At 71.8% G+C, this 26,265-nt stretch carries 22 protein-coding genes and 1 tRNA gene; 21 read left to right on the top strand and 2 right to left on the bottom strand.

The features are described from left to right. Positions 1–171: 171 nt before the first annotated feature. The 4 genes from ileS to ndk are packed head-to-tail and all read left to right on the top strand — an operon-like array spanning position 172 to position 5,764. Positions 172–3,465, top strand: coding sequence for an isoleucine--tRNA ligase (gene ileS / locus AC1Q5D_RS12460; RefSeq protein ID WP_481738779.1), 3,294 nt, complete (start codon positions 172–174; stop codon positions 3,463–3,465). Beyond that, entirely contained in the window at positions 3,462–4,820 is a 1,359-nt protein-coding gene (locus AC1Q5D_RS12455) for a bifunctional folylpolyglutamate synthase/dihydrofolate synthase (protein ID WP_481738778.1), read from the top strand. Before ileS ends, AC1Q5D_RS12455 begins: the two co-directional genes overlap by 4 nt. Before the next feature lie 6 nt (positions 4,821–4,826). Continuing rightward, positions 4,827–5,306: a DUF4233 domain-containing protein gene (locus AC1Q5D_RS12450; RefSeq protein ID WP_481738777.1), complete on the top strand. Its 480-nt coding sequence runs from the start codon at positions 4,827–4,829 to the stop codon at positions 5,304–5,306. Positions 5,307–5,344: 38 nt separating this feature from the next. Next, positions 5,345–5,764, top strand: coding sequence for a nucleoside-diphosphate kinase (gene ndk, locus AC1Q5D_RS12445; protein ID WP_481738776.1), 420 nt, complete (start codon positions 5,345–5,347; stop codon positions 5,762–5,764). A gap of 105 nt (positions 5,765–5,869) precedes the next feature. Here the strand turns inward: ndk and AC1Q5D_RS12440 are convergent, their stop codons facing one another. After that, the gene (locus AC1Q5D_RS12440) at positions 5,870–6,499 is read right to left on the bottom strand and encodes a vitamin K epoxide reductase family protein (protein WP_481738775.1); all 630 of its coding nucleotides are present in this window, start codon (positions 6,497–6,499) and stop codon (positions 5,870–5,872) included. A 402-nt stretch (positions 6,500–6,901) separates the two neighbouring features. On the opposite strand from AC1Q5D_RS12440, the gene AC1Q5D_RS12435 reads away from it, so the two are divergent. From AC1Q5D_RS12435 to AC1Q5D_RS12355, 17 genes are all read left to right on the top strand, one after another. Then, positions 6,902–10,270 (top strand): Rne/Rng family ribonuclease, encoded by a 3,369-nt coding sequence (locus AC1Q5D_RS12435; protein WP_481738774.1) that lies wholly within the window; start codon positions 6,902–6,904, stop codon positions 10,268–10,270. A gap of 194 nt (positions 10,271–10,464) precedes the next feature. After that, positions 10,465–10,773 (top strand): 50S ribosomal protein L21, encoded by a 309-nt coding sequence (rplU, locus tag AC1Q5D_RS12430; RefSeq protein ID WP_481738773.1) that lies wholly within the window; start codon positions 10,465–10,467, stop codon positions 10,771–10,773. 43 nt (positions 10,774–10,816) lie between these two features. Beyond that, on the top strand, positions 10,817–11,071 hold the full coding sequence (gene rpmA / locus AC1Q5D_RS12425) for a 50S ribosomal protein L27 (protein ID WP_481738772.1): 255 nt from the start codon (positions 10,817–10,819) through the stop codon (positions 11,069–11,071). 120 nt (positions 11,072–11,191) lie between these two features. After that, complete coding sequence (obgE, locus tag AC1Q5D_RS12420) at positions 11,192–12,754, top strand: GTPase ObgE (RefSeq protein WP_481738771.1); 1,563 nt, start codon at positions 11,192–11,194, stop codon at positions 12,752–12,754. 2 nt (positions 12,755–12,756) lie between these two features. Continuing rightward, positions 12,757–13,935, top strand: coding sequence for a glutamate 5-kinase (proB, locus tag AC1Q5D_RS12415; protein WP_481738770.1), 1,179 nt, complete (start codon positions 12,757–12,759; stop codon positions 13,933–13,935). 9 nt (positions 13,936–13,944) lie between these two features. Further along, positions 13,945–15,270 carry a glutamate-5-semialdehyde dehydrogenase gene (locus tag AC1Q5D_RS12410; RefSeq protein ID WP_481738769.1) on the top strand — a complete coding sequence of 442 codons (1,326 nt, stop codon included), beginning with the start codon at positions 13,945–13,947 and terminating at the stop codon, positions 15,268–15,270. A gap of 95 nt (positions 15,271–15,365) precedes the next feature. Beyond that, positions 15,366–15,584, top strand: a complete 219-nt coding sequence (locus tag AC1Q5D_RS12405; protein WP_481738768.1) for a hypothetical protein — start codon at positions 15,366–15,368, stop codon at positions 15,582–15,584. A 1-nt stretch (position 15,585) separates the two neighbouring features. Next, positions 15,586–16,209 carry a nicotinate-nucleotide adenylyltransferase gene (gene nadD, locus AC1Q5D_RS12400; RefSeq protein WP_481738816.1) on the top strand — a complete coding sequence of 208 codons (624 nt, stop codon included), beginning with the start codon at positions 15,586–15,588 and terminating at the stop codon, positions 16,207–16,209. A 14-nt stretch (positions 16,210–16,223) separates the two neighbouring features. Next, complete coding sequence (locus tag AC1Q5D_RS12395) at positions 16,224–17,297, top strand: hypothetical protein (protein WP_481738767.1); 1,074 nt, start codon at positions 16,224–16,226, stop codon at positions 17,295–17,297. 35 nt (positions 17,298–17,332) lie between these two features. Then, complete coding sequence (gene rsfS, locus AC1Q5D_RS12390) at positions 17,333–17,734, top strand: ribosome silencing factor (protein WP_481738766.1); 402 nt, start codon at positions 17,333–17,335, stop codon at positions 17,732–17,734. Positions 17,735–17,826: 92 nt separating this feature from the next. Continuing rightward, positions 17,827–17,899, top strand: a tRNA-Ala gene (locus AC1Q5D_RS12385). Positions 17,900–18,381: 482 nt separating this feature from the next. After that, a complete protein-coding gene (nrdH, locus tag AC1Q5D_RS12380; protein WP_481738765.1) occupies positions 18,382–18,624 on the top strand; it encodes a glutaredoxin-like protein NrdH in 243 nt (80 codons plus the stop codon). Between the two features lie 38 nt (positions 18,625–18,662). Then, positions 18,663–19,142 carry a class Ib ribonucleoside-diphosphate reductase assembly flavoprotein NrdI gene (gene nrdI / locus AC1Q5D_RS12375; protein WP_481738764.1) on the top strand — a complete coding sequence of 160 codons (480 nt, stop codon included), beginning with the start codon at positions 18,663–18,665 and terminating at the stop codon, positions 19,140–19,142. Further along, positions 19,139–21,280: a class 1b ribonucleoside-diphosphate reductase subunit alpha gene (nrdE, locus tag AC1Q5D_RS12370; RefSeq protein WP_481738763.1), complete on the top strand. Its 2,142-nt coding sequence runs from the start codon at positions 19,139–19,141 to the stop codon at positions 21,278–21,280. Before nrdI ends, nrdE begins: the two co-directional genes overlap by 4 nt. A 93-nt stretch (positions 21,281–21,373) precedes the next feature. Then, a complete protein-coding gene (gene nrdF, locus AC1Q5D_RS12365) occupies positions 21,374–22,348 on the top strand; it encodes a class 1b ribonucleoside-diphosphate reductase subunit beta (protein ID WP_481738762.1) in 975 nt (324 codons plus the stop codon). Positions 22,349–22,573: 225 nt separating this feature from the next. Then, positions 22,574–22,777: a cold-shock protein gene (locus AC1Q5D_RS12360; RefSeq protein WP_481738761.1), complete on the top strand. Its 204-nt coding sequence runs from the start codon at positions 22,574–22,576 to the stop codon at positions 22,775–22,777. A gap of 282 nt (positions 22,778–23,059) precedes the next feature. Then, entirely contained in the window at positions 23,060–25,273 is a 2,214-nt protein-coding gene (locus AC1Q5D_RS12355) for an SH3 domain-containing protein (protein ID WP_481738760.1), read from the top strand. On the opposite strand, the gene AC1Q5D_RS12350 is transcribed toward AC1Q5D_RS12355, so the two are convergent. Next, the gene (locus tag AC1Q5D_RS12350; RefSeq protein ID WP_481738759.1) at positions 25,251–26,165 is read right to left on the bottom strand and encodes a ribonuclease Z; all 915 of its coding nucleotides are present in this window, start codon (positions 26,163–26,165) and stop codon (positions 25,251–25,253) included. The two genes, AC1Q5D_RS12355 and AC1Q5D_RS12350, sit on opposite strands and share 23 nt — an antisense overlap. Between the last annotated feature and the right edge of the window lie 100 nt (positions 26,166–26,265).

Raw genomic sequence — 26,265 nt, 5'->3', positions numbered from 1 at the left:
AACCGGACGGGTAAGCCCGTCACAGCAGTCACAAGCGGCCGCGCCCCGCCGAGGGCGCGCGCAAGCGGGGTGGTACCGCGGACCCCGGCGTCCCACGCGCCGGTCTGTCCGTCCCCGCATCGAGGACCACAGGCCCGCACGGGCCGCGAACCGATGCCAGGACTGCCGCCGATGACGATGTACCCCAAGGCCTCCACCGATCCGGACGGGACGACCCCCGCCAGCCCGCGCTTCCCGGAGATCGAGGAGCGCATCCTCAAGTACTGGGACGCCGACGGGACGTTCCAGGCCTCGATCGACGCCCGCGACGCGGGGGAGAGCGAGTTCGTCTTCTACGACGGGCCCCCCTTCGCCAACGGCCTGCCCCACTACGGGCACCTGCTCACGGGCTACGTCAAGGACCTCGTCGCCCGCTACCAGACCCAGCGTGGCCACCGCGTCGAGCGCCGGTTCGGTTGGGACACGCACGGGCTCCCCGCCGAGCTCGAGGCGATGAAGCAGCTCGGCATGTCGGACAAGCAGCAGATCGAGGCCATGGGCATCGACCGCTTCAACGACGCCTGCCGCGAGTCCGTGCTCCGCTACACGCGCGAGTGGGAGGAGTACGTCAACCGACAGGCCCGCTGGGTGGACTTCGAGAACGACTACAAGACGCTGAACGTCGAGTACATGGAGTCCGTGATCTGGGCGTTCAAGCAGCTGCACGAGAAGGGCCTGACCTACCAGGGCTTCCGCGTGCTGCCGTACTGCTGGCGCGACGAGACCCCGCTGTCCAACCACGAGCTGCGCATGGACGACGACGTCTACAAGGACGTGCAGGACCAGACCGTGACGGTCACGTTCCCGCTCCTCGCCGGCGATTCCGACGTCTCCCGGGCCCTCGCGGGAGTCCAGGCGCTCGCGTGGACGACCACGCCCTGGACGCTGCCGACCAACGCCGCCCTGGCGGTCGGCCCCGACGTCGAGTACGCCGTCGTCCCTGCGGGCCCGAACGGCATCAAGGCCTCGGGGGCCGCCGGCCGCTTCCTGCTGGCCCAGGACCTCCTCGGCTCCTACGCCAAGGACCTGGGCTACGACGACGCGGCCGCGGCGGCCGGCGCGGTCGAGGCGACCTACCGCGGCACCGAACTGGCCGGCATCGCCTACGAGCCGCTCTGGGACACGTTCGCGGACCCGGAGAAGTACGGCAACCAGAACGCGTGGCGGATCCTCGTGGCCGACTACGTGACGACCACCGACGGCACGGGCGTCGTCCACCAGGCGCCGGCCTACGGCGAGGACGACCAGGCCGTCTGCGAGGCGCACGGGATCCCCGTGGTCCTCTCCGTCGACGAGGGCGCCCGGTTCCTGGACGTCTTCCGCGGCGGTCCCCTGGACGCGATCGCGGGCGTGCAGGTCTTCGACGCGAACAAGACCATCACGAACGTCCTGAAGGAGGCCGGACGGCTCGTCAAGCAGGCCAGCTACGTCCACTCCTACCCGCACTGCTGGCGCTGCCGCACGCCCCTGATCTACCGGGCGATCTCCTCCTGGTACGTCGAGGTCACCAAGGTCAAGGACCGGATGCTGGAGCTGAACCAGGAGATCAACTGGATCCCCGGCAACGTCAAGGACGGCCAGTTCGGCAAGTGGCTGGCCAACGCGCGGGACTGGTCCATCAGCCGCAACCGCTACTGGGGCTCGCCGATCCCCGTGTGGGAGTCCGACGACCCGAACCACCCCCGCCGGGAGGTCTACGGCTCGCTCGCGGAGCTGGAGGAGGCCTTCGGGACCCTGCCGCGCAACCACGACGGCGAGGTCGACCTGCACCGTCCGTTCATCGACGGCCTCGTGCGCCCCAACCCGGACGACCCGACCGGCCGGTCGATGATGCGCCGCGTCGAGGACGTCCTCGACGTCTGGTTCGACTCCGGGTCCATGCCCTACGCGCAGGTGCACTACCCGATGGAGAACAAGGACTGGTTCGACTCCCACAACCCGGCGGACTTCATCGTCGAGTACATCGGGCAGACCCGCGGCTGGTTCTACACCATGCACGTCCTGGCCACGGCCCTGTTCGACCGCCCCGCGTTCACGAACGTGATCAGCCACGGGATCGTCCTCGGCTCGGACGGGCAGAAGATGTCCAAGTCGCTGCGCAACTACCCGGACGTCAACGAGGTCCTGGACCGCGACGGATCCGACGCCATGCGTTGGTTCCTCATGTCCAGCCCGATCCTGCGCGGCGGAAACCTGGTGGTCACGGAGCAGGGGATCCGCGAGGGCGTCCGCCAGGTCCTGTTGCCGCTGTGGAACGTCTGGCACTTCTTCAGCCTGTACACCAACGCCGCCCGCGGCGGCGACGGCTACGAGGCCTCGGTGCGCCACGAGGCCTCCGACCCGCTGGACCGCTACATCCTCGCCGCCACGGGCGACCTCGTCCGCGAGGCCACGGCGGCGTTCGACGCGTACGACGTCTCGGGCGCCTGCGAGGCCGTCCGCCGGTACATGGACACGCTGACCAACTGGTACGTGCGCCGGTCCCGGCAGCGCTTCTTCGACGAGGACACCGAGGCCTTCGACGTGCTCTACACGTGCCTCGAGACCGTCGCCCGCGTGGCCGCCCCGCTGCTGCCGCTCGCCACCGAGGAGATCTGGCGCGGGCTGACCGGCGGGCGCTCCGTGCACCTGACGGACTGGCCCGACGCCGACGCGTTCCCGAAGGACGCCGCCCTGGTCGACCGCATGGAGCTGACCCGCACCGTGTGCTCCGTGGGCTCCTCGCTGCGCAAGGCCGCCAAGCTGCGCGTGCGCCTGCCCCTGGGCGGGCTGACCGTCGTGGCCGGCGGCGCGCGCGGCCTGGAGGGCACGTTCGGGGCCATGATCGCCGACGAGCTCAACCTGCGCGCGGTCACGCTGCTCGACGCCGCCGAGGCGGACGCATCCGAGTTCGGGATCAGCCAGCGGCTCGCGGTCAACGCCCGCGCGGCCGGCCCGCGCCTGGGCAAGGGGGTGCAGCAGGCCATCAAGGGCGCCAAGTCGGGGGACTGGTCCATCGGCGCCGACGGCACCGTCACGGCCGGCGGGCTCGCACTGCAGGAGCACGAGTACACCCTGGAGACCGTGGTCGCCGACTCCGCCGACGGCGCCCCGACGGCGGCGGCCGTCCTGCCGGGCGGCGGGTTCGTCGTCCTCGACACGGACGTCACGCCCGAGCTGGAGGCCGAGGGCACGGCGCGCGATATCGTGCGCATGGTGCAGCAGGCCCGCAAGGACGCCGATCTCGCCGTCGGCGACCGCATCCGCACGGTCGTCCGGGCGGATGCCGCCACCGTGGCGGCCCTGCGCGCCAACGCCGGGCTCCTCAAACGCGAGACCCTGAGCCTCGGGCTGGTCCTGGACGAACACTCCGGGCCGGTCGAGGTCGAGGTGGAGACGGTCGCCGCCGCGGAGACGGCCGGCCTGGGACAGGAGCCGCACGCATGAGCGCTCTCGACGGCTTCTCGGTCGCCAGCGTCTACGCGGAACTGCTGGCCCGCGCCCCCGAGAACAAGATCGAACCGAGAATGGGGCCCATGGTCCGGGCCATGGAGATGCTGGGCGAGCCCCAGCGCGCCGTCCCGGTCATCCACATCACCGGCACCAACGGCAAGACGTCGACGGCGCGCATGATCGAGTCGCTCCTGCTGGCGCACGGGCTGCGCACCGGCCGCTACACCAGCCCGCACCTGGCCAAGGTCACGGAGCGGATCAGCATCGACGGCGAGCCCGTCGCGGACGAGACGTTCGTGCGGATCTGGGACGAGATCCGCCCGTACGTGTCCATGGTGGATGCCGAGCTGGAGCAGCGCGGCGAGAACCGGCTCACCTACTTCGAGGCACTGACCGTCCTCGCGTTCGCCGTCTTCGCGGACGAGCCCGTCGACGTCGCCGTCATCGAGGTCGGCCTGGGCGGGATCACGGACGCGACGAACGTCGCCGACGGCACCGTCTCTGTCGTCACGCCGATCTCGCTGGACCACACCGACCTCCTCGGGGACACGGTGCGGGACATCGCCCTGGAGAAGGCGGGCATCATCAAGCCCCAGGGGTTCCTCGTCAGTTCCGCCCAGCCCGCCGACGCCGCCCAGGTCCTGCTGGAGGCGGCCCGCGAGCGGGACGCGGCCTTCCGGTTCGAGGGGGTCGAATACGGGCTCGAGGGGCGCACGCTGGCCGTCGGCGGACAGATGCTCGCCCTCCGTGGCCTCGCCGGGCGCTACGAGGACGTCCTGCTGCCCCTGCACGGGGCCCACCAGGCGCAGAACGCCTCCGTCGCGCTCGCCGCCGTCGAGGCGTTCATCGGCGGCGGGGAGAAGCCGCTGGAGATCGACCTCGTCCGCGAGGGCTTCGCCAACACCACGAGCCCCGGACGGCTGGAGGTCGTCCGGACGGCGCCGACCGTCGTCGTCGACGCCGCGCACAATCCCGACGGCGTCCGCGCCAGCGCGTCCGCGCTCAAGGAGACGTTCGGGTTCAGCCGCCTGGTGCTGGTGGTCGGGATCCTCTCCGAGAAGGACGCGCCGGCGATGCTGGCCGAGCTCGTCGAGCAGTACGGGGACCTGTGCGAGGACGTCTGCCTGACACAGTCCACGTCCCCGCGCGCCATCCCCGCGGCCGAGCTCGCCGGGCTCGCCGTCGACGCCGGCTTCCGCGAGGGCGACCTGTACGTGACGGAGAAGCCGGACGACGCGCTCGAGTGGGCGGTCGGCCGGGCCGAGGCAACCGAGGACTTCGGGGGAGGGATCCTCGTCACGGGCTCGATCACGCTCGTCGCCGAGGCCCGCACCCTGTTGGGGAAGTAGGCAGCGATGGCACGCATGACCAAGGCACAGCGCGAATGGCGCCCCGGGATGCGGAAGAAGCCCCGGTCCGTGCGGGTGATGTTCGGCTCGACCGTGCTGACGCTCGAGGCGTTCGTGGTCCTGTTCGCGACCATGGGCATCGCCGGCCTGTACGGCGACCGGATTCCCGTGCCCGCCACGGTCGCCGGCGGGCTCGTCCTCGCGGCACTGTGCATCGCCACGTGCGCCCTGCTCAAGCGGCCGCTCGGGCTGCGCATCGGCTGGGGCATCCAGCTAGTCCTCATCCTGCTCGGGTTCGTCGAACCGCTGATGTTCCTGGTCGGGGTGCTGTTCGCGGCCGCGTGGGCGTACGCGGTCGTCAAGGGCCGCTCGCTGGACCTGGAGAACGCCCGGCGCGAGCGCGAGCAGCTCGAGTGGGAGCGCACCCACCCCCGCACGGACGGCGGCGGTGACGGCGGGCAGGCCCCGCCCGCGGGCGCCGTTTAGGATCGAAGCGACAACCCCGAACCGTAAGGAGCACACCCGTGTCCACCGAACGCACCCTGGTCCTCGTCAAGCCGGACGGCGTGCAGCGCGGCCTGACCGGCCAGATCCTGGCCCGCGTTGAGGCCAAGGGCTACCGCCTGGCCCGGCTGCAGCACGTCCAGGCTACCCGCGCCCAGCTGGAGCGCCACTACGAGGAGCACGTGGGCAAGCCGTTCTACGAGCCGCTCGTGGAGTTCATGCTCTCGGGCCCGGTCGTGGCCGCCGTCTTCGAGGGCGAGCGGGCCATCGAGGGCTTCCGCTCCCTCGCCGGCGCGACCGACCCCACCTCCGCGGCGCCCGGCACGATCCGCGGCGATTTCGGCCGCGACTGGGGGCTGAAGGTCCAGCAGAACCTCGTCCACGGCTCGGACTCCCCGGAATCCGCCGAGCGCGAGATCGGCATCTGGTTCGGCGCGTAGCCGTTTCCGCACGGCTGGCCGCACCGAAGGCCCGGCACCGGGGCTCCATGCCCCGGTGCCGGGCCTTCGCCGTCGTCCCGCCCGACGCGCGGGACCGGGACGCGGCTACCCGCCGAGGAACACGCCGATGAAGCGCAGGAAGACGGAGCCGGCGCACAGCACCAGCAGGAGCACGGCGACCACCCACGCCCACTCCGCGGCCAGACGGCGCAGGGCCGGCGGGGCCGGGATGACGCCGCGGACGATGTTGCGCGCGGTCGTGTAGACGAACAGGGGGATGACCATCGCCCAGACGACCATGCAGTACAGGCAAAGCGCGAAGATGTCGTAGACCGCCTGGGACCACAGCCACACGACGAAGCCGAACGCGAACGTGATCCCGGCCTGGAAGCCCCACCAGTACCAGCGGGGGAAGCGCGCGCCGGCGGCGAGGGATACGCCGATGGCGAAGACGACGGCGAAGCCCACGATGCCGATCAGCGGGTTGGGGAAGCCGAACACCCCCGCCTGCCAGGAGCGCATGACGGTCCCGCACGAGACCCAGGGGCTCAGGTCGCAGCTGGTGGTGTGTCCGGGATCCAGGTACAGCGCGATGCGCTCCAGGACGAGGACCCACGAGGCGGCGAACGACACCACGCCGGCCACCAGTGCGAGCCAGCCGAAGGCCCGGTCCGCCGCCCAGCGGGGTCCGCCCGCCCCGTCGGTCCCGGGATTGGCCAGGTGGTGGTGCTGCACGATCCCTCCTTCAGGGCCCGCGGCCCGGTCGCGTGGCTCGATTCTAGGCCCGTTCCGTGGCGGAGCGCCGGGCGTGTGAGAGAATGGACGCGGCCGAGCGGGGAACCACAGTCCCCGGTCGGCCCAGCGACAGGCTTCCCAGCCCGCTGGCGAAGGATCAGGACAGGTGGCGCCGTCGTAGGGCGCACCGCTGAAAACCGCCGGCGGCCGCCGCAACGGAAAGCGGCACGCGGGGACAGGCGCCGCTGGTTCCCCGGGACGGCTCGCACCCGCAAGACGGTGCTCCCCGGGGGATAGTGAACGGCTTCCGGGACGCGGAAGGCCCCGTGCCACGCGTTCCGTACAAGAATGTCCGGCGGGTCCTGCTGTGGGGGAACTCCCCGGGCAGGAATATGGCGCCAGATGGAACAGCACCACGACACGCAGGAACCCGCGGCGGACTCGGCGGAATCCGCCGCACCCCGGACGGACACCACGGCCCCGGCCGCCGCGGAGGCACAGGCCGCCCCGGCCGCCGACGCGGGCGACGCGGTCGCCCAGGCGGACACCGGGACGGGCCCGGATCCCGAGCGCCCCGCCCGCAAGCGCGCGACGCGCACCCGCAAGCCGAAGGCCGAGCCCGAGGCCGCCGTCGCCCCGGAGGCGGCGGAGGCCGCCGCGGCCCCCGCGCCCGAGCAGGCACAGGCGGGAGCGGACGGGGAGCCGGCCAAGCCCGTCCGGAAGCGCGCGACCCGCGCCCGCAAGCCCAAGGCCGAGCCCGAGGCTTCCACCGCCGTGGAGGCCGGCGCCGCCGGCGGGGCGCCCGCGCCGGCGGCGGGGGAGGCCGCCCCGGCCGAGGAGCCGGCCAAGCCCGTCCGGAAGCGCGCGACCCGCACCCGCAAGGCCGCGCCGGCCGCCGCCCAGGACGATGCCGCGGCTGAGGCGGGCACCGCGGGCCAGGACGCTGCGCCTTCCGCGGAGGCCACGCAGGCTGCGGCCGGTGCGCCGGAGCCGGCCGAGGCGACGACCCGGCGGCCACGCGGAACCGCCGCCGCCGAGCAGGGCACCGCGCAGGACGCGCCGGCCGCCCCCTCCGGCGCTGCCGCAGCGGAGGCCGAGGCCCCCGCTCCCGGTGCCGACCCCGACGCAGGGGACCCGGCGGCCGCGGACCCCTTCGCCGTGCCGCACGCGCCGGGAGGGCTGCTGTTCCACGCGCCCGACCTGGCCGCCGTCGTCGCCACCCGGTCCGCCGGGTCGGAGGACGAGGGCGACGCCGAGCCGGGGCAGGGCCGCGGCCGGTCGAGCCGCCGCTCCCGGTCGCGCTCGGGCTCCGCCGAGCCGGCCGCGGAGGCCGGAGACCAGGACGAGTCGGAGACCCCGGGCGAGGGCGGGGAGGTCAGCTCCCGCCGTCGCCGCCGCCGTCGGCGCGGGGAGGCCGACCTCGAGCTCAGCGGGGGACACGACGACGACCCGCCCAACACGGTGACGCGCGTGCGCGGCCCGCGGCAGGCTTCCGAGGCGCCGGCCTCCAACAAGGTCGCCAGCGTCAAGGGCTCGACGCGCCTGGAGGCCAAGCGCCAGCGGCGGCGCGAGTCCCGCGAGACCGGCCGCCGGCGGCACGTCATCACCGAGGCCGAGTTCCTCGCCCGGCGCGAATCCGTCGACCGCCAGATGGTGGTGCGGCAGCGCGACGACAGGATCCAGATCGGCGTGCTCGAGGACGGCGTCCTCGCCGAGCACTTCGTCTCCAAGACCCAGCAGGACTCCCTGATCGGCAACGTGTACGTCGGGCGCGTCCAGAACGTGCTGCCCTCCATGGAGGCGGCGTTCATCGATATCGGGCGCGGCCGCAACGCCGTCCTCTACGCCGGCGAGGTCAACTGGGACGTGGCCGGCCTGGACGGCCAGCCGCGCCGCATCGAGCACGCGCTCAAGTCCGGCGACTCGGTCCTGGTCCAGGTGACCAAGGACCCCGTCGGACACAAGGGCGCGCGCCTGACCAGCCAGATCTCGCTGCCCGGCCGCTACCTCGTGTACGTCCCCGGCGGATCCATGACCGGGATCTCCCGGAAGCTGCCCGACGTCGAGCGCAGCCGGCTGAAGAAGATCCTCAAGGACCACCTCCCGGAGAACGCCGGCGTCATCGTGCGCACGGCGGCGGAGGGGGCCAGCGAGCAGGAGCTGATGAACGACATCAACCGCCTGCGCGCCCAGTGGGAGACCATCGAGTCGAAGTCCAAGTCGACCAAGACGACCCCGCCCGAGCTGCTCTACGCGGAGCCGGACCTGACCATCAAGGTCGTGCGGGACGTCTTCAACGAGGACTTCTCCAAGCTGGTCGTCTCGGGCGAGCAGGCCTGGGACACCATCGAGGCCTACGTGACGTACGTGGCGCCGGACCTGCTCTCGCGCCTCGAGCAGTGGGAGGGCGAGGACGACATCTTCGCCGGCCACCGGATCGACGAGCAGATCCACAAGGCCCTGGACCGGAAGGTGTTCCTGCCCTCGGGCGGCTCGCTGGTGATCGACCGGACCGAGGCCATGACGGTCATCGACGTCAACACCGGCAAGTTCACCGGCAGCGGCGGCAACCTCGAGGAGACCGTCACCAAGAACAACCTGGAGGCCGCGGAGGAGATCGTGCGGCAGCTGCGGCTGCGGGACATCGGCGGGATCATCGTCATCGACTTCATCGACATGGTCCTGGAGTCGAACCGCGACCTGGTCCTGCGGCGGCTCGTCGAGTGCCTGGGGCGCGACCGCACCAAGCACCAGGTCGCCGAGGTGACCTCCCTCGGGCTGGTCCAGATGACGCGCAAGCGCATGGGCACCGGCCTGCTCGAGGTCTTCAGCGAGTCCTGCGAGCACTGCAGCGGGCGCGGCGTCATCACCCACGACGAGCCCGTCGAGCACCGGCGCGCCTTCACCTCGCAGGGCGAGCCGCAGGCCCCGAAGGGGGAGAAGACCAGCCGGGCCGAGCGGCGGCGCCGCAACCGCGCGGAGAAGGAGCCGCAGAAGCCGGCCGAGCAGCCGCGCCAGGACCCCGAGCAGGAGGCCAAGGCCAACGCGGCCCGGGCCGCGTTCGCGAACATCGCTGCCGCTGCCCATGCCGCCCACGAGCACGAGGACGCCCACTCCGAGCACGCCGGCCAGGGCGCAGGGGCGCCCGAGGCGACGGCCGCCGGGCGCACGGCGCCCGACGGCGGCGGGCGGGAGTCCCAGCCCGCGGCGGCCGGCGCGGCGGACGGCCAGGCCCAGGCCGTATCGCCCGAGCTCGACATCGCGGGGGAGCGGGTGCGGCTGCCCCGCTCCCGCCGCCGCCGGTCCTCGAGCAGCCCCGCCACCAGCCCCGAGCTGACCCTGGACAGCCTGAGCGCGGCCTTCGACGCCCAGGCCCCGGCGGAGGCCCCCCGCGGTTCCGAGCCGCAGCCGGCGGCGGGCGGGACGCCGCCCGCGGCTCCGGCGGCCACGGCCCGGCAGGAGGCGCGCCGGGAACCGGCGCCGGCCGCCGCCGTCGTCCCCGCGTCGCCCGCCGCAGGGTCCGCGGACGCCGGAACGGGGGAAACGCGCCGTGCGCGCCGCGCACGCGGCAACCGCGCCGCGAGCAGCCCCCAGGGCACCGCCGACGCCCCGATCGAACGCCGCGAGGCGCCGTCGGGGCAGCGCTCCGGCGAGGGCGCGACGCTCCGCGCCTCGCTCGCCGAGGCCGAGCCGGCCGCCGGCGCCGGGACCGCGGCCGACGGCGGGGCGCCCACCGTCCTCGGCGTCGGCGTGCCGGCGTCGGAACTCTAGGGCCGACCCCCTTGACGACGCGCCGGGGCAGCGGGTATTTGCCCCGGCGCAACGTCGTAGCGTAATCTAGATCTTCGGTGCGAACGCCAGCTATCCGTTTTTCGCTCGGCGTCACTGCACAGCGCAATCGCCGCCGCACGGCGCGTGGGCGGGCGCAGCACATGTTCCAAACGTCGAGAGAAGTGAGTTCCCAAGTGGTGTACGCGATTGTCCGCGCAGGCGGCCGCCAGGAAAAGGTTTCCGTCGGAGACCTCGTGACCCTTGACCGCGTTCCCGTGGCGACCGGCGGCACCATCGAGCTTCCGGCGCTGCTGCTGGTCGACGGCGAGAAGGTCACCTCGGACGCCTCCGACCTGTCCAAGGTCAAGGTCACGGCCGAGGTCGTCGAGAACCTCCGCGGTCCCAAGATCGTCATTCAGAAGTACAAGAACAAGACCGGCTACAAGAAGCGCCAGGGCTTCCGCTCCGCGCTGACCAAGGTCAAGGTCACCTCCATCGCCTAGGGCGACGGAAGCGACAAACCCGAATCGAAGGTAGGCACATACCATGGCACATAAGAAGGGCGCGAGCTCCACTCGCAACGGCCGCGACTCCAACGCGCAGTACCTGGGCGTGAAGCGCTTCGGCGGCCAGGTCGTCTCGGCCGGCGAGATCATCGTTCGCCAGCGCGGCACCCACTTCCACCCGGGCGCCAACGTCGGCCGCGGCAAGGACGACACCCTGTTCGCCCTGAGCGCCGGCGCTGTCGAGTTCGGCACGCGCCGCGGCCGCCGCGTCGTGAACATCGTGGCCGCCGACTAGCACGGCATCACCAGTGACATCCGCCGGGAGGGTGGGCCATACGGCCCACCCTCCCGGTGTTTCGGCACCGGCCGCCCGGCCCGTCCCGTCCCCACCCCCAGCACCAACAGGAGGCCGATAGTGGCAGCATTCGTGGACCGCGTGGTCCTCCACCTCGCGGGTGGCAACGGGGGGCACGGGTGCGTCTCCATCCACCGTGAGAAGTTCAAGCCACTCGGCGGGCCGGACGGCGGCAACGGCGGCGACGGCGGCGACGTCGTGCTCCGGGTGGACGAACAGACCACCACCCTGCTGTCGTACCACCACTCGCCGCACCGGCATGCCGGCAACGGCCAGCCCGGCATGGGCGGCCTGCGCCACGGCCGCAACGGCGAGCCCCTGGTGCTCCCGGTCCCCGAGGGGACCGTGGTCAAGGACCGCGACGGGAACATCCTCGCCGACCTGGTCGGCGCGGGGACCGAGTACGTGGCCGCCGCGGGCGGACAGGGCGGCCTCGGCAACGCGGCCCTCTCGTCGCAGAAGCGCAAGGCCCCGGGCTTCGCCCTGCTGGGGATCCCCGGCCGGGAGCGCGACGTCGTCCTCGAGCTGAAGACCGTGGCGGACATCGCCCTCGTCGGCTACCCGTCCGCGGGCAAGTCGTCGCTGATCGCCGCGCTGTCCGCGGCGCGACCCAAGATCGCCGACTACCCGTTCACGACCCTGGTGCCGAACCTGGGCGTCGTGCAGGCGGGGGAGACGCGCTTCACCGTCGCGGACGTGCCCGGCCTCATCCCGGGGGCGAGCGAGGGCCGCGGTCTCGGGCTGGAGTTCCTGCGGCACGTCGAGCGCTGCGCCGCCCTGGTCCACGTCCTGGACTGCGCCTCCCTGGAGTCGGACCGCGACCCCATCTCGGACCTCGAGACCATCGAGGCCGAGCTGGCCGCCTACGCCACGGACGCGTCGTTCGCCGGCGCGGACGGCACCGTCCTGCCCCTGAACGAGCGCCCCCGTCTGGTCGCCCTGAACAAGACCGACATGCCCGACGGCGCCGAGATGGCCGAGTTCGTCCGCGGCGAGCTCGAGTCCCGGGGCTACCGCGTCTTCGAGGTCTCGGCACTGGCCCGCACCGGGCTGCGCGAATTGTCCTTCGCCATGGCCGAGCTCGTCGCGGAGGCGCGCGCCCGCCGCGAGGCCCACCCCGTGCGCGCCAAGGTCGAGGTCCTGCGGCCGCGCGCCGTCAACGAGCGCGGCTTCACGATCAAGCGCGAGGAGCGCGGGCTCGAGCCGCTGTTCCGGGTCCGCGGCGAGAAGCCCGAGCGCTGGGTGCAGCAGACCGACTTCGCCAACGACGAGGCCGTCGGGTACCTCGCCGACCGGCTCATGAAGCTCGGCGTGGAGGACGCGCTCTTCAAGGCCGGGGCGAAGCCGCGGGACGCCGTCGTCATCGGCGCGGACGACGACGGCGTCGTCTTCGACTGGGAGCCGACGCTCGCCGCCGGCGCGGAGCTGCTCGCCGGCCCGCGCGGGACGGACCTGCGCCTCGACGACGCCGAGCGGCCGACGCGCGCCCAGAAGAAGCAGGAGCACCAGGAGCGCAAGGACGCCAAGGCGGCGGCCCGCGCCGAGCTCGAGGCCGAGCGCAAGGCCGGCATCTGGACCGAGTCCGTGAACTACCGGCACCGGAAGCCGGGGGGCGGCGAGTAGGGATGCGGCAGAACCGGCGGCCGTCGGCCGTCTCCGAACGCACCGACCTGCCCCGGGCCACCCGGGTGGTCGTCAAGGTTGGATCGTCGTCGCTGACCACGGTCGGCGGGGGGATCTCCGTGCCCGCCCTGGCGGAGCTCGTCGACCGGCTCTCGGCCGTCCGGAACGCGGGCACCGAACTGGTGCTCGTCTCCTCCGGAGCGATCGCCGCGGGGCTCGCCCCGCTGGGGCTGGCCCGCAGGCCCCGCGACCTGGCCACGCAGCAGGCCGCCGCCGGCGTCGGGCAGGGCCTGCTCATGGCGCGGTACACCCAGGCCTTCGCGGCCCACGGCATCACGGTCGCGCAGGTGCTGCTGACCGCCGACGACCTGATCCGGCGCCAGCAGTACGCCAACGCATTCCGGGCGCTGAACCGGCTCCTGGCCCTCGGGGTCGTGCCGGTCGTGAACGAGAACGACACCGTGGCCACCCACGAGATCCGCTTCGGGGACAACGACCGGCTCGCCGCCCTGGTGGCTCACCTGGTCAAGGCGGACGCCCTCGTGCTCCTGTCCGACGTCGACGCGCTCTACGACGGGCCGCCGACCCGGGGCGCCCAGCGCATCCCCCGCGTCGACGGGCCCGCCGACCTGGAGGGCGTCGACATCGGCTCCACAGGGAAGGCCGGCGTGGGCACCGGCGGCATGGCCACCAAGGTCCAGGCCGCCGGCATGGCCGCGGAACAGGGCATCCCCGCGCTCGTGACGTCCACCGCCAATGCCGGCGCGGCGTTGGCCGGGGAGAACGTCGGCACCTGGTTCGCGGCCCGGGGCGTCCGCCGCTCGGCCCGCCACCTGTGGCTCGCCCACCTCGCGAGCACGCAGGGGCGCCTCGTCCTGGACGACGGCGCGGTCGCCGCCGTGGCTTCCGGGTCCCGGTCACTGCTGCCCGCGGGCATCACCTCGGTCGAAGGGGACTTCGAGGCCGGCGACGCCGTCGAACTCTCCTCCCTGGACGGGGCGACCGTCGCGCGCGGGCTCGTGAACTACTCGGCCGCCGAGCTGCCGGAGATGCTCGGCCGCTCCACGCGCGAGCTCGCCCGCTCGCTAGGCTCCCACTACGAGCGCGAGGTGGTCCACGTCGACGACCTCGTCGTCGTCGGCCAGGACGCCCGCGCCGGAAGGCGCGGCTCCGCCGACTAGAATGGACGCATGACGCAGTACACCGATGCCGCCCCCCAGCCCCCCGCGACCGACGCCGCCACGGCGCCGCACGTCCCGCAGGAGGCCGTGGACGGCGTGTCGGCCATGGCCGGGCGGGCCCGGGAGGCCGCCCGCGTCCTCGCCGGGGCGACGCGCGACGCGAAGGACCGCGCGCTCGCCGCCATCGCGGGCGCCCTGGACGCCGATCGGGCCAAGATCCTGTCCGCCAACGGCCGCGACCTCGAGCGGGGCCGCGCCGGCGGCACCTCGGAGGCCCTCCTGGACCGCCTCGCCCTGGACGACGCGCGGATCGACGGGCTGATCACGGCCCTGCACGAGCTGGGCGGGCTGCCGGACCCCGTCGGTGGCGTCGAGCGCGGGCAGACCCTGCCCAACGGACTGCGCCTGCGCCAGGTCCACGTGCCCCTGGGCGTGGTCGGCGCCATCTACGAGGCCCGCCCCAACGTCACGGTCGACATCGCCGGCCTCTCCATCAAGAGCGGCAACGCCGTCCTGCTCCGCGGCGGGTCCGCGGCCGAGCACACCAACGCCGAGCTCGTGGCCACCATCCGCGCGGCCCTGGCCGAGGCGGGCCTGCCCGCCGACGCCGTCCAGAGCGTCGACGCGTACGGCCGCGACGGGGCCAACGCCCTCATGGCGGCCCGCGGCCAGGTCGACGTGCTGATTCCGCGCGGCGGCCGGTCCCTCATCCAGTCCGTCGTCACGAACGCGCGCGTGCCCGTCATCGAGACCGGCGAGGGCAACGTGCACATCTACGTCGACGAGTCGGCTGACCCGCAGGCCGCCGTCGACATCCTCCTCAACGCCAAGACGCAGCGCCCCTCGGTCTGCAACACGGTCGAGACGGTGCTGCTCCACCCCAAGGCCCAGGCGGCGCCCGCCGTCCTGGCCGCGCTCGCGCAGTCGGGCGTCACGCTGCACGCCGACGCCCGCGCCGCCGAGATTGCCGGGGAGACGCCGACCGTGCCGGCCACCGCGGAGGACTGGGAGACCGAGTATCTGTCCCTGGACATCGCCGTCGCCGTGGTCGACGGCCTCGACGCGGCGATCGAGCACATCCGCCGCTACTCCAGCGGGCACACGGAGGCGATCCTGACCAACAGCCTCGCCAACGCCGAGCGGTTCACCGCGGAGGTCGACTCCGCCGCCGTCATCGTCAACGCGTCCACCCGCTTCACGGACGGGGGACAGCTGGGGCTTGGGGCCGAAGTCGGGATCTCGACGCAGAAGATGCACGCCCGCGGCCCGATGGGCCTGCGCGAGCTGACGACCACCAAGTGGATCGTGCAGGGCGACGGGCACGTGCGTTCGTAGCCCGCGCACCGCGCTGGGTACGATAGGTACGACTACCGAGACCGCGCCGCCCGGGGAGCCCCTGGACCGCCGGCGCACCGAGACCAAGGAGAACCATGACGAACGCGTTTGCACTGGTGCTGGCCAGCGCCGCCGAGGCAGAGGCCGAGGGCGCCGGGACTGCGGCCCTTCTGGTGGGCGGCGGCATCATGGCGGCGTTCCTGGTGATGCTGTTCATCACCGTGTCCTTCACGAACGTCGGCCGCCGCCACGAGGCGCACGCCGAGGTCGCCGACCAGCACCGCCAGCACCCCAACAAGCACGGCCATCACTAGCCTGCCTGTCGCGGAACGGTCCGAGCGGCCGTTCCGCCTGGGGGTCATGGGCGGCACCTTCGACCCGATCCACCACGGCCACCTGGTCGCGGCCAGCGAGGTCGCGTCCAAGTTCGACCTGGACGAGGTCGTGTTCGTGCCCACCGGCCGGCCGTGGCAGAAGACCCACCGCCGGGTGTCGCACACCGAGGACCGGTACCTGATGACGGTCGTCGCCACGGCGGCGAATCCACGGTTCACCGTCAGCCGGGTCGACATCGACCGGCCCGGGCCGACGTACACGATCGACACCCTGCGGGACCTGCGCCGGCTGCGGCCGAACGCGGAGCTGTTCTTCATTACGGGCGCCGACGCCCTGGAGCAGATCATGTCCTGGAAGGACATCGACGAGTTGTGGTCCCTGGCCCACTTCGTTGGGGTCACGCGCCCGGGCCACGAGCTGCCGGACCTGGGACGGCAGGACGTGAGCCTGTTGGAGGTGCCCGCGATGGCGATATCCTCCACGGACTGCCGCGACCGCGTCCGCGCCCATGAGCCGGTTTGGTACCTCGTGCCGGACGGCGTCGTGCAGTACATCGCCAAGTACAAGTTGTATCGGGACGACGGCGGCCCTGAGGGGCCGTAGCCGGGAAGGACACGATGACCGAGGAGCAGAGGCGGCCGCTGACGCGCCGCGAACTGCGTGCCCAGCGCGAGGCCGAGCAGTCGCATGCCGGCGAGGGCCCGCCGGCACCCGGTGTCGATCCCACCGGCGCCAGCCTGGACGCCGCGGATGGCCCGTCCGCAGCCGGTGCCGGTCCGGATGACGCCGGAGAGGGCCGGCCCGTGCCCGGTGTCGATCCCGCCAACGCCAGCCCGGGCGCCGGCGAGGGCCCGTCGGCAGCCGGTGCCGATCCCGCCGGCACCCGACCGGACGCCGGGGACGGAACCGCCCGTCCCGAGCGTTCCTCGCTGCAGCGGGCCCGGGACCGCCAGGCGCTGCGGCTTCAGCGCGAGCTCGGGGAGGCGGCGGGGCCGCCGTCGCCCGCGGCCGAGGAGGCGCCACTGACCCGGAGACAGCTGCGCCAGCGGGCGGTGGCGGCGAAGGAGGGGCAACAGCCCTCCGGCCCGACCGCCGGCGGCACGGCCGCCGACGCGGCCGAGAGCCCCTCGGAGGCCATTTCCGTCGAGGAGGCGCTCGCGCAGCGCCAGGCCGCCGCGGGCGAGGCCGACCCGGACGCCCTGCTCGCCGACGACACGGGGCTGATCAACCTCGAGACGCTGGCCAGGCAGCGCGAGCACGCCGCCCGGGCTGCGGTCATCAACCGCCGGATTGCCGAGCGCAAGCGCCTCGAGCAAGCCAACACCCAGCGCGCCCAGCAGCTGCGGTCGGACCCGTTCACCGGGGCCATGCACCGCATCAGCGAGCAGCAGGCCGAGCGGGACCTGGCCAACACCGGGGTCAAGGGCCCGCCCACGACCGGCTTCACCGTCGAGTTGCCGCCGCGGAAAACCCTGGCCGCGCCTGCCGCGGGCGGGCGCATCCGGGGCCAGGACGAGGAGAACGGGGCGGACCCGGTCAGCGCCCGGGCCGCCCAGGGCCTCGACCCGCTGGACTACCTCACGGCGGGGGCGCGGCGGGCACGGCTCGTGACCGCCGCCGTCGTCGCCGCCCTCGCCCTCGGCGGGATCGCCTTCATCGGCGGACTCGTCATGATCCTCACCGCGCCCTAGCCGCGGACCGACTTCCCACCAAGCAAGGAGCACCAGTGGCCGCCATCGAGCAATCCCTGGACATCATCCGCACCGCCGCGACGGCCGCCGCCGACAAGCTGGCCGAGAACATCGTGGCGATCGACGTCAGCGAGCGGCTCGGCATCACCGACGCGTTCCTGATCGCGTCCGCGTCGAGCGAGCGCCAGGTCAACGCCATCGTCGACGGCATCGAGGAGGCCGTGTCCAAGAAGCACGGCTCGACGCCGGTCCGCCGCGAGGGCCGGGGCGAGGGCCGCTGGGTGCTGCTGGACTACGTCGACGTCGTCGTCCACGTCCAGCACGCCGAGGACCGCGTCTTCTACGCCTTGGACCGCCTGTGGAGCGACTGCCCGCAGATCGACCTGCCCGGCATCGAGGGCGCGTCCGGCGCCGAGGACCAGGCCGCCACGGGGTAGGTGGCGGCCCGGGGGGCCGATTTGCGCGCCCGCTCGGGCGGCCCGTATGATGGACGAGTTGTCCACGGGGAACCGGGGGCGGCACCCTTTTCGGGGGTATGGCGCAGTTGGTAGCGCGTCTGCATGGCATGCAGAAGGTCAGGGGTTCGAATCCCCTTACCTCCACGACAACGGAAGAACACTGGACAGGCCCCGCGCGATGGCGCGGGGCCTGTCCGCGTGTGGGGGGGAGGGGCGGCGCGGAGCGCGCACCGGCCACGCGGCGGCGGCCTGCGCGGCGGGCGGAGCGCACCGGGGCGACACGCCGAGCCGGGCGCGACACGCACCCATTTCGATCTGTGCATCCGCCCTCCACAGCTTGTGGACCGGGAGCCGTGAAGCGCGCGATTCCGGGGCAGAAAGTGGCCCTTTTCTCCACAGGGCATGTGGACTCGGGGCCCGGGGAATGACATACTTGTAAGACAACATCTTGGGGTTCCCGTCGGGGGCCCACACAACATGTAGTATCGATTCCGTTGGAGGCCCCCAGGGCCCCGGCCGGGGAAGACCGGCCGGCGGACCGGCTGCGGCGAAGGCGCCGGAGCGGCCGGCCTCCGACCGGAAGACCACAAACCACACCCACCAGACTGCATGAGGGGAGCACTGACATGACCGTCACTGTGTACACGAAGCCCGCCTGCGTTCAGTGCAACGCCACCTACCGCGCACTGGACAAGAAGGGCATCGCCTACCAGAGCGTCGACATCTCCCAGGACCCCGAGGCCCTCGAGCGCGTGCGCGCCCTGGGCTACATGCAGGCCCCGGTCGTCATCACCGACGCCGACCACTGGTCGGGCTTCCGCCCGGACAAGATCGCCGGGCTGGAGGCCGCGGCCTCGTCCGTCGCCTAGGGGACCGGCCCACCCACGAACCCCACGGAGGCGATCAGATGCCCTCCACCCACGCGGTGGCGCCGCGCAACGGCTTCGGCACGGAGCCTGAACGCACAACGCGCAGCCGGCTCGTCTACTTTTCGTCCGCGTCGGGCTACACGCACCGCTTCGTCGAGAAGCTGGGCGTGGACGCCGCCCGCGTCCCCCTCTACCCGCGCGAACCGGCCCTCGTGGCCACGAGGCCGTTCGTCCTCCTGTTGCCCACCTACGGCGGGGAGGACGGGCGGCATTCCATCCCCCCGCAGGTCATGCGGTTCCTCAACGACGCGCGCAACCGGGCGCTGCTGCGCGGCGTGATCGGCGCGGGGAACACCAACTTCGGCACCGCCTACTGCCTGGCGGCCCGGAAGATCGCGGCCAAGTGCGACGTGCCGCTGCTGTATCGATTTGAACTCATGGGCACGCAGGAAGACGTGTCCAACGTGAAGCGAGGATTGGAAGAGTTTTGGACACAACAGTCTCAGAGCCGGCCGTGAAGCAGGACGGCAAGGAGCTCCCCGCCGCCTGGCAGGGCCTGGGCTACCACGAGCTCAACGCGATGCTGAACCTGTACGGGCCCGACGGCAAGATCCAGTTCGACGCCGACCGTGCCGCGGCCCGCCAGTACTTCCTGCAGCACGTCAACAACAACACCGTGTTCTTCCACGACCTCGACGAGAAGCTCGAGTACCTGGTCAAGAACGACTACTACGAGCGGGAGACGCTCGACCAGTACACGATGAACTTCATCCGCGACCTGTTCAAGCAGGCCTACGCGCAGAAGTTCCGCTTCGAGACGTTCCTCGGCGCGTTCAAGTTCTACACCTCCTACACGCTCAAGACCTTCGACGGGAAGCGGTTCCTGGAGCGCTACGAGGACCGCGTCTGCATGGTTGCCCTGCACCTCGCCCGGGGCGACGAGGAGCTCGCCAGCCGGCTCGTGGACGAGATCATCGGCGGCCGCTTCCAGCCGGCCACGCCGACGTTCCTCAACGCCGGCAAGAAGCAGCGCGGCGAGCTCGTCTCCTGCTTCCTGCTGCGCATCGAGGACAACATGGAGTCGATCGCCCGCGGCATCAACTCCGCGCTGCAGCTGTCCAAGCGCGGCGGCGGCGTCGCCCTGTCGCTGACGAACATCCGCGAGCACGGCGCGCCGATCAAGCAGATCGAGAACCAGTCCTCCGGCGTCATCCCGGTGATGAAGCTCCTCGAGGACTCCTTCTCCTACGCCAACCAGCTCGGGGCGCGCCAGGGCGCGGGCGCCGTGTACCTGCACGCGCACCACCCGGACATCTACCGCTTCCTCGACACCAAGCGCGAGAACGCGGACGAGAAGGTCCGGATCAAGACCCTCTCGCTGGGCGTGGTGGTCCCGGACATCACGTTCGACCTCGCCAAGCGCAACGAGGACATGTACCTGTTCTCGCCCTACGACGTCGAGCGCGTCTACGGCATGCCGTTCTCCGACGTCTCCGTCACCGAGAAGTACTACGAGATGGTCGACGACGCCCGGATCAAGAAGACCAAGATCAACGCGCGCGAATTCTTCCAGACGCTGGCGGAGATCCAGTTCGAGTCCGGCTACCCCTACATCGTGTTCGAGGACACGGTGAACCGGGCCAACCCCATCGCCGGCAAGATCATCATGAGCAACCTCTGCTCGGAGATCCTGCAGGTCTCGTCCCCGTCGACCTACCACGAGGACCTGACCTACGACGTCGTCGGCAAGGACATCTCCTGCAACCTCGGGTCGATGAACATCGCCAAGACCATGGACTCGCCGGACTTCGGCCAGAGCATCGAGACCGCGGTCCGCGCGCTCTCCGCCGTCGCCGACATGTCCTACATTGCGTCCGTCCCCTCCGTCGCCGAGGGCAACCGGTCCTCCCGGGCCATCGGCCTGGGCCAGATGAACCTGCATGGCTACCTGGCCCGGGAGCGCGTCCACTACGGCTCCGAGGAGGGCCTGGACTTCACGAACATCTACTTCTACACGGTGCTGTACCACGCCCTGCGGGTCTCCAACCGGATGGCGATCGAGACCGGCAGCCCGTTCGGCGGCTTCGAGGACTCGCAGTACGCGTCGGGGGAGTTCTTCGACAAGTACACCGAGCAGGAGTGGGCCCCGGCCACCGAGCGGGTGCGGGAGCTCTTCGGGGAGACGCACATCCCGACGCAGGACGACTGGCGGGCGCTGAAGGCCTCGGTCATGGAGCACGGCATCTACAACCAGAACCTCCAGGCCGTGCCGCCGACCGGCTCGATCTCCTACATCAACAACTCGACCTCCTCGATCCACCCCGTGGCGTCGAAGATCGAGATCCGCAAGGAGGGCAAGCTCGGGCGCGTCTACTACCCGGCTCCCTACCTGACGAACGAGAACCTGGAGTACTACCAGGACGCCTACGAGATCGGCTACGAGAAGATCATCGACACGTACGCCGCCGCGACGCAGCACGTGGACCAGGGCCTGTCCCTGACGCTGTTCTTCAAGGACACCGCCACCACCCGCGACATCAACAAGGCGCAGATCTACGCGTGGAAGAAGGGGATCAAGACGATCTACTACATCCGCCTCCGCCAGCTCGCGCTCGAGGGCACCGAGGTGGAGGGCTGCGTCAGCTGCATGCTGTAGCCGCCGCGGACTAGCAGGCCAGGTGCGACAGCGGGCGGCCCACGCCCGCCGTCGTACGCTTAAGACACAAACCCAGGGAAGTCAGGGGAGGACATGACCGAGAAGGTCGCGCTGCACGGGCACGTGCAGGCCATTAACTGGAACCGGATCCAGGACGAGAAGGACGTCGAGGTGTGGAACCGCCTCGTCAACAACTTCTGGCTGCCGGAGAAGGTGCCGCTGTCCAACGACGTCCAGTCGTGGGCCACGCTCACGCCGGAGGAGCAGACGCTCACCATGCGCGTGTTCACGGGGCTGACCCTCCTCGACACGCTCCAGGGCACCGTCGGCGCCGTGTCGCTGATCCCGGACGCGCTGACCCAGCACGAGGAGGCCGTCTACACGAACATCGCGTTCATGGAGTCGGTCCACGCCAAGTCCTACTCCTCGATCTTCTCGACCCTGTGCTCCACGAAGGAGATCGACGACGCGTTCCGCTGGTCGCTGGAGAACGAGAGCCTGCAGAAGAAGGCGACCATCGTCGAGGGCTACTACCACGGCGACGACCCCCTGAAGAAGAAGGTCGCCTCCACCCTGCTGGAGTCGTTCCTGTTCTACTCGGGCTTCTACCTGCCGATGTACTGGTCGTCGCGGGCCAAGCTGACCAACACCGCCGACCTGATCCGCCTGATCATCCGCGACGAGGCCGTGCACGGCTACTACATCGGCTACAAGTACCAGAAGGGGCTCGAGCGCGTCGACGAGGCCCGCTGCCAGGAGCTGAAGGACTACACCTTCGAGCTGCTGTTCGAGTTGTACGAGAACGAGGTCCAGTACACCCACGACCTGTACGACGGCGTGGGCCTGAGCGAGGACGTCAAGAAGTTCCTGCACTACAACGCGAACAAGGCCCTGATGAACCTGGGCTACGAGGCGATGTTCCCGACGTCGGTCACCGACGTGAACCCGGCCATCCTCTCCGCGCTGAGCCCCAACGCCGACGAGAACCACGACTTCTTCTCCGGCTCCGGCTCCTCCTACGTCATCGGCAAGGCCGTGAACACCGAAGACGAGGACTGGGACTTCTAGCGGCCGGCGGCACCGCCGGCCGGATCGGCGGTCCGCTGGGGCGTCATCGCCCGCCCGATCCGTGCCGTATGCTGTTAACAGAAGTAGTACTAGCAGTAAGTCCGTCGAATTTGCGGACCGGGCGGCCCCGCGGGGCCGAACGGGGCGTCGAGAAGCGGTTCGCAACATGCCGCTTCGCCCCCGCGGGGATCCCCGCGGGTACGCTCCCACAGAAAAGAGGCCACCATGGCCACCGGTACCGTTAAGTGGTTCAACGCTGAGAAGGGCTTCGGCTTCATCGCTCCGGACGACAACTCCGCCGACATCTTCGTGCACTTCTCCGCCATCGAGGGCTCCGGCTTCAAGGAGCTGCAGGAAAACCAGAAGGTCTCCTTCGAGGCGACCCAGGGCCCCAAGGGCATGCAGGCTTCCGCGGTCCGCGCAGTCTGATCCGGCCAGCTCCGAAGCGGCCGCTCTCCCACTAGGGAGGGCGGCCGCTTTGTTGTTGAGGGGCGAGCTCAACCCAAGGAACGGGCAAGATCCGCAGACCTTCCTCAAGATCGGCGCAAGCGCCCGTGTCGTCGACCGGTCCGCCCCTAGGATTGTTCTAGGCCAATCGGCCAGGTCCGGCTCCGGCCGGGGCCCCGCTGCGGCGGGACTGCCGCCCCGACCACGCCCGGATGATCCCGGGCGACCCGGACCGCGCCCACGAACCGAAAGCCTCCCACGCCCATGCCCTCTCGCAGTGTGCAGCGCCTCCACCACCTGGCCGTCGCTACCCTGACCGCCTCGGTCCTCGCCGCCGGCCCCGCCGCCGCGGCCCCCGCGGCACCGGCTGCCGCGGCTGGCTCCGTGCTCGTGCCCGCAGCGCTGTCCTCCACGGGGGTGACCACCGCGAACCTCAACCTCCGCACCGGCGGCTCCGCAAGCCACCGGGTCATCACGGTCCTTCCGAAGGGCACCTCGGTGACGATCCTCGGGTCCTGGCGGACCTGGCACAAGGTGTCGACGGCCAAGTACACCGGCTGGGTCTCCAGCGCGTACGTCAAGCGCACGACGGCGACGGCCCCGACGACGGCCCCGGCGCCGGAGAAGACGCACCGGACGACGGCGAACCTGAACGTGCGCAAGGGCGGCTCGGCCAGCCACGCCGTGATCACGGTCCTGCCGAAGGGCACCGCGGTGGCCGTGCTGGGGTCGTGGAGCACGTGGGAGAAGATCACCACGGGCACCGTGACCGGGTGGGTCTCCCGGGCCTACGTCCAGCCGGCGTCGGCGGCCCCGGCTCCGGAACCGGAACCCGCCCCGGCGCCGGAGAAGACGCACCGGACGACGGCGAACCTGAACGTGCGCAAGGGCGGCTCGGCCAGCCACGCCGTGATCACGGTCCTGCCGAAGGGCACCGCGGTGGCCGTGCTGGGGTCGTGGAGCACGTGGGAGAAGATCACCACGGGCACCGTGACAGGGTGGGTCTCCCGGGCCTATGTCCAGCCGGCGTCGGCGGCGCCGGCCCCGGCTCCGGAACCCGCGCCCGCCCCGGAACCCGCCCCGGCGCCCGAAAAGGCCCCCACGACCGGCTACGAGACCACCGCGAACCTGAACCTGCGCGCGGGCGGCTCCACGTCCCACCGCGTCCTGGCCGTGCTGCCCGAGGGGACCCCCGTGGCGATCCACGGGGCCTGGAGCACCTGGTACAAGGTGACGGCCAACGGCCTGACCGGCTGGGTCTCCCGCGAGTACGTGCAGCCGTCCGGGTCCGCCGACGTCGCGCCCACCGGCACCGTCGGCGGAACCACGGTCCCCTCGTCCTTCACCATCCGCGGGGCCGGCTGGGGCCACGGTGTCGGGATGAGCCAGTACGGGGCCCAGGGCATGGCCGTAGCCGGGGCCAGCGCCGAGGAGATCCTCGAGCACTACTACGATCCCGCCTACGCGTCCACCAGCTCCGACTACGCGTCCAGCAACATCAAGGTCCAGCTGCTCTCGACGTCCGCAACCTCCGTGACCCCGTCCAACGGGCGCCTGCGCATCCTGAGCGGCTCGACTGTCCTGGCGACGACCTCCGGCGCCGTCCAGCTCAAGGTCTCCGGGACCCGGGTCGTCGCGACCGTCGGAACCAAGTCGCACACGGTCACCGGGCCGCTGACGGTCCAGTGGGAGAACACCCGGTTCTGGACCACCGGATCGGCGGCGACCACCGTCTCCGTCCCGAAGGCCGACGGCGGCTACGCCACCGGCGTCTACCGCCACGGCAAGCTGACCGTCTCCGTCCTGAACAGCCGGCTCAATGTGGTCAACGAGCTGCGCATGAACGACGAGTACCTCTACGGCCTGGCGGAGATGCCCTCCAGCTGGCGTCCGGCCGCACTGCAGGCGCAGGCCATCGCCGGGCGCACCTACGCGATGCGGAACATGGGTTCGGTCCGCTCCTCGTGCGGCTGCAACGTCTACGACGAGGTCGCCTCCCAGAAGTTCACGGGCTGGGCGAAGGAGAACGGCTACGGCGGCGACCGCTGGAAGCAGGCCGTGGACGCCACGCAGTCCAAGCGCAGCGGGACGCCGGTCTCGGCGACCGTCGTCAAGTACGCGGGGCGGCTCATCGACGCCGTCTACTTCTCCTCGTCCGGCGGCAAGACCCGGTCCGCGCAGAGCGTCTGGGGCTCGCACCACGACTACCTGCAGTCCCGCGGCGACGCCTACTCGGTCTCCTCCGCCTCCGGGAACCCGAACCGCGCGTGGAGCTACACGGCGTCGCAGACCAAGGTCGCCGCCGCGTTCGGGATGCGGGACATCGTCTCCGTCTCGGTCTCCCGCAACGCGGACCTGACCATCCGCTCCGCCACGGCGCGCAGCAGCACGGGCGCGACCAAGACCATCACCGGTTCGGCCTTCCGCAGCGCCCTGCCGACGAAGGCGGCCTGGGTCACGTCGGTCTCGGCGAACTGACCCGCGCGGCGCGGCGCCGGGGCGGCATGCCGATCCGGTCCAGGTCGCGGGCGGGGACGACGGCGGCCGCCCCGGCCCGCGCCCGCGCCTGTCCGGCCAGGGGCGTGACGTCGGCGTAGCGGGACGAGAAGTGCGTGAGCACGAGCGTCTCCGCCCCCGCCTGCCGGGCCAGGGCCCCCGCCTGGCCGGCGGTGAGGTGGCGGTAGCGCTCCGCGAGTTCGGCGTCGCCGTCGTCGAACGTGGACTCCGCCACGAGCAGGTCGGCCCCCTCGGCCAGGCGCTGCGCGCCGTCGCAGGGGGCGGTGTCCATGACGAAGGCGAACCGCTGGCCGGGGCGGGGAACGCTGACGTCCTCCAGCCGCAGCGTCCCCAGGCGCCCCTCGCGCTGCAGGCGGCCGACGTCGGGGCCCGAGACCCCGGCCCCCGCGAGCCGGTCAGGCAGGAGCGTCCGCCCGTCCGGCTCCGCGAGCCGGTAGCCGTACGTCTCGATGCGGTGCGCCAGGGGTTCCACCTCCAGGTCCGCGGCAATCGGGCCCGCGGCCCCGTGCGGATGCAGCCGCAGGTCGAGTCCCGGCGTCGCAACGGACACGAGCGCGCGGACGACCGCGTCGCCGGACGCGGGGTAGTGCAGGTGGACCGGGTGTTCGACGCCGTCGAGCGCCATGCGGGACAACACGCCGGGCAGGCCGTAGCAGTGGTCGCCGTGCACGTGCGTGAGGCAGATGCGGGTGATCCGGCTGGCGCCGACGCCGGCGTGGGTGAGCTGGCGCTGCGTGCCCTCCCCGGGGTCGAAGAGCAGGCCCTGGCCGTCCCAGAGGAGCAGGTAGCCGTTGTGGTTGCGGTCCCGGGTCGGGACCTGGGAGGCCGTGCCAAGGACCACGAGTTCGCGCATGGTTCCGAGTGTGCCACCCGGGTCGGTGACGCGGGGAGGCCCCGGGAGCGGACCGGTGGGCCGTGGCGGGCGCCACTCCGGATAGGCTGGGGCCGACGCA

It is taken from the genome of Arthrobacter paludis, assembly GCF_056782315.1.
Note: the sequence above shows the minus strand (reverse complement) of the source record. Positions and strands in the feature narration are given on the sequence as shown.

Coding starts and splice junctions, on each gene's coding strand:
- ileS (WP_481738779.1), top strand. CDS start 172: ATGACGATGTACCCCAAGGCCTCCACCGATCCGGACGGGACGACCCCC.
- AC1Q5D_RS12455 (WP_481738778.1), top strand. CDS start 3,462: ATGAGCGCTCTCGACGGCTTCTCGGTCGCCAGCGTCTACGCGGAACTG.
- AC1Q5D_RS12450 (WP_481738777.1), top strand. CDS start 4,827: ATGGCACGCATGACCAAGGCACAGCGCGAATGGCGCCCCGGGATGCGG.
- AC1Q5D_RS12435 (WP_481738774.1), top strand. CDS start 6,902: ATGGAACAGCACCACGACACGCAGGAACCCGCGGCGGACTCGGCGGAA.
- rpmA (WP_481738772.1), top strand. CDS start 10,817: ATGGCACATAAGAAGGGCGCGAGCTCCACTCGCAACGGCCGCGACTCC.
- proB (WP_481738770.1), top strand. CDS start 12,757: ATGCGGCAGAACCGGCGGCCGTCGGCCGTCTCCGAACGCACCGACCTG.
- AC1Q5D_RS12410 (WP_481738769.1), top strand. CDS start 13,945: ATGACGCAGTACACCGATGCCGCCCCCCAGCCCCCCGCGACCGACGCC.
- AC1Q5D_RS12405 (WP_481738768.1), top strand. CDS start 15,366: ATGACGAACGCGTTTGCACTGGTGCTGGCCAGCGCCGCCGAGGCAGAG.
- AC1Q5D_RS12395 (WP_481738767.1), top strand. CDS start 16,224: ATGACCGAGGAGCAGAGGCGGCCGCTGACGCGCCGCGAACTGCGTGCC.
- nrdH (WP_481738765.1), top strand. CDS start 18,382: ATGACCGTCACTGTGTACACGAAGCCCGCCTGCGTTCAGTGCAACGCC.
- nrdI (WP_481738764.1), top strand. CDS start 18,663: ATGCCCTCCACCCACGCGGTGGCGCCGCGCAACGGCTTCGGCACGGAG.
- nrdF (WP_481738762.1), top strand. CDS start 21,374: ATGACCGAGAAGGTCGCGCTGCACGGGCACGTGCAGGCCATTAACTGG.
- AC1Q5D_RS12360 (WP_481738761.1), top strand. CDS start 22,574: ATGGCCACCGGTACCGTTAAGTGGTTCAACGCTGAGAAGGGCTTCGGC.
- AC1Q5D_RS12355 (WP_481738760.1), top strand. CDS start 23,060: ATGCCCTCTCGCAGTGTGCAGCGCCTCCACCACCTGGCCGTCGCTACC.
- AC1Q5D_RS12350 (WP_481738759.1), bottom strand. CDS start 26,165: ATGCGCGAACTCGTGGTCCTTGGCACGGCCTCCCAGGTCCCGACCCGG.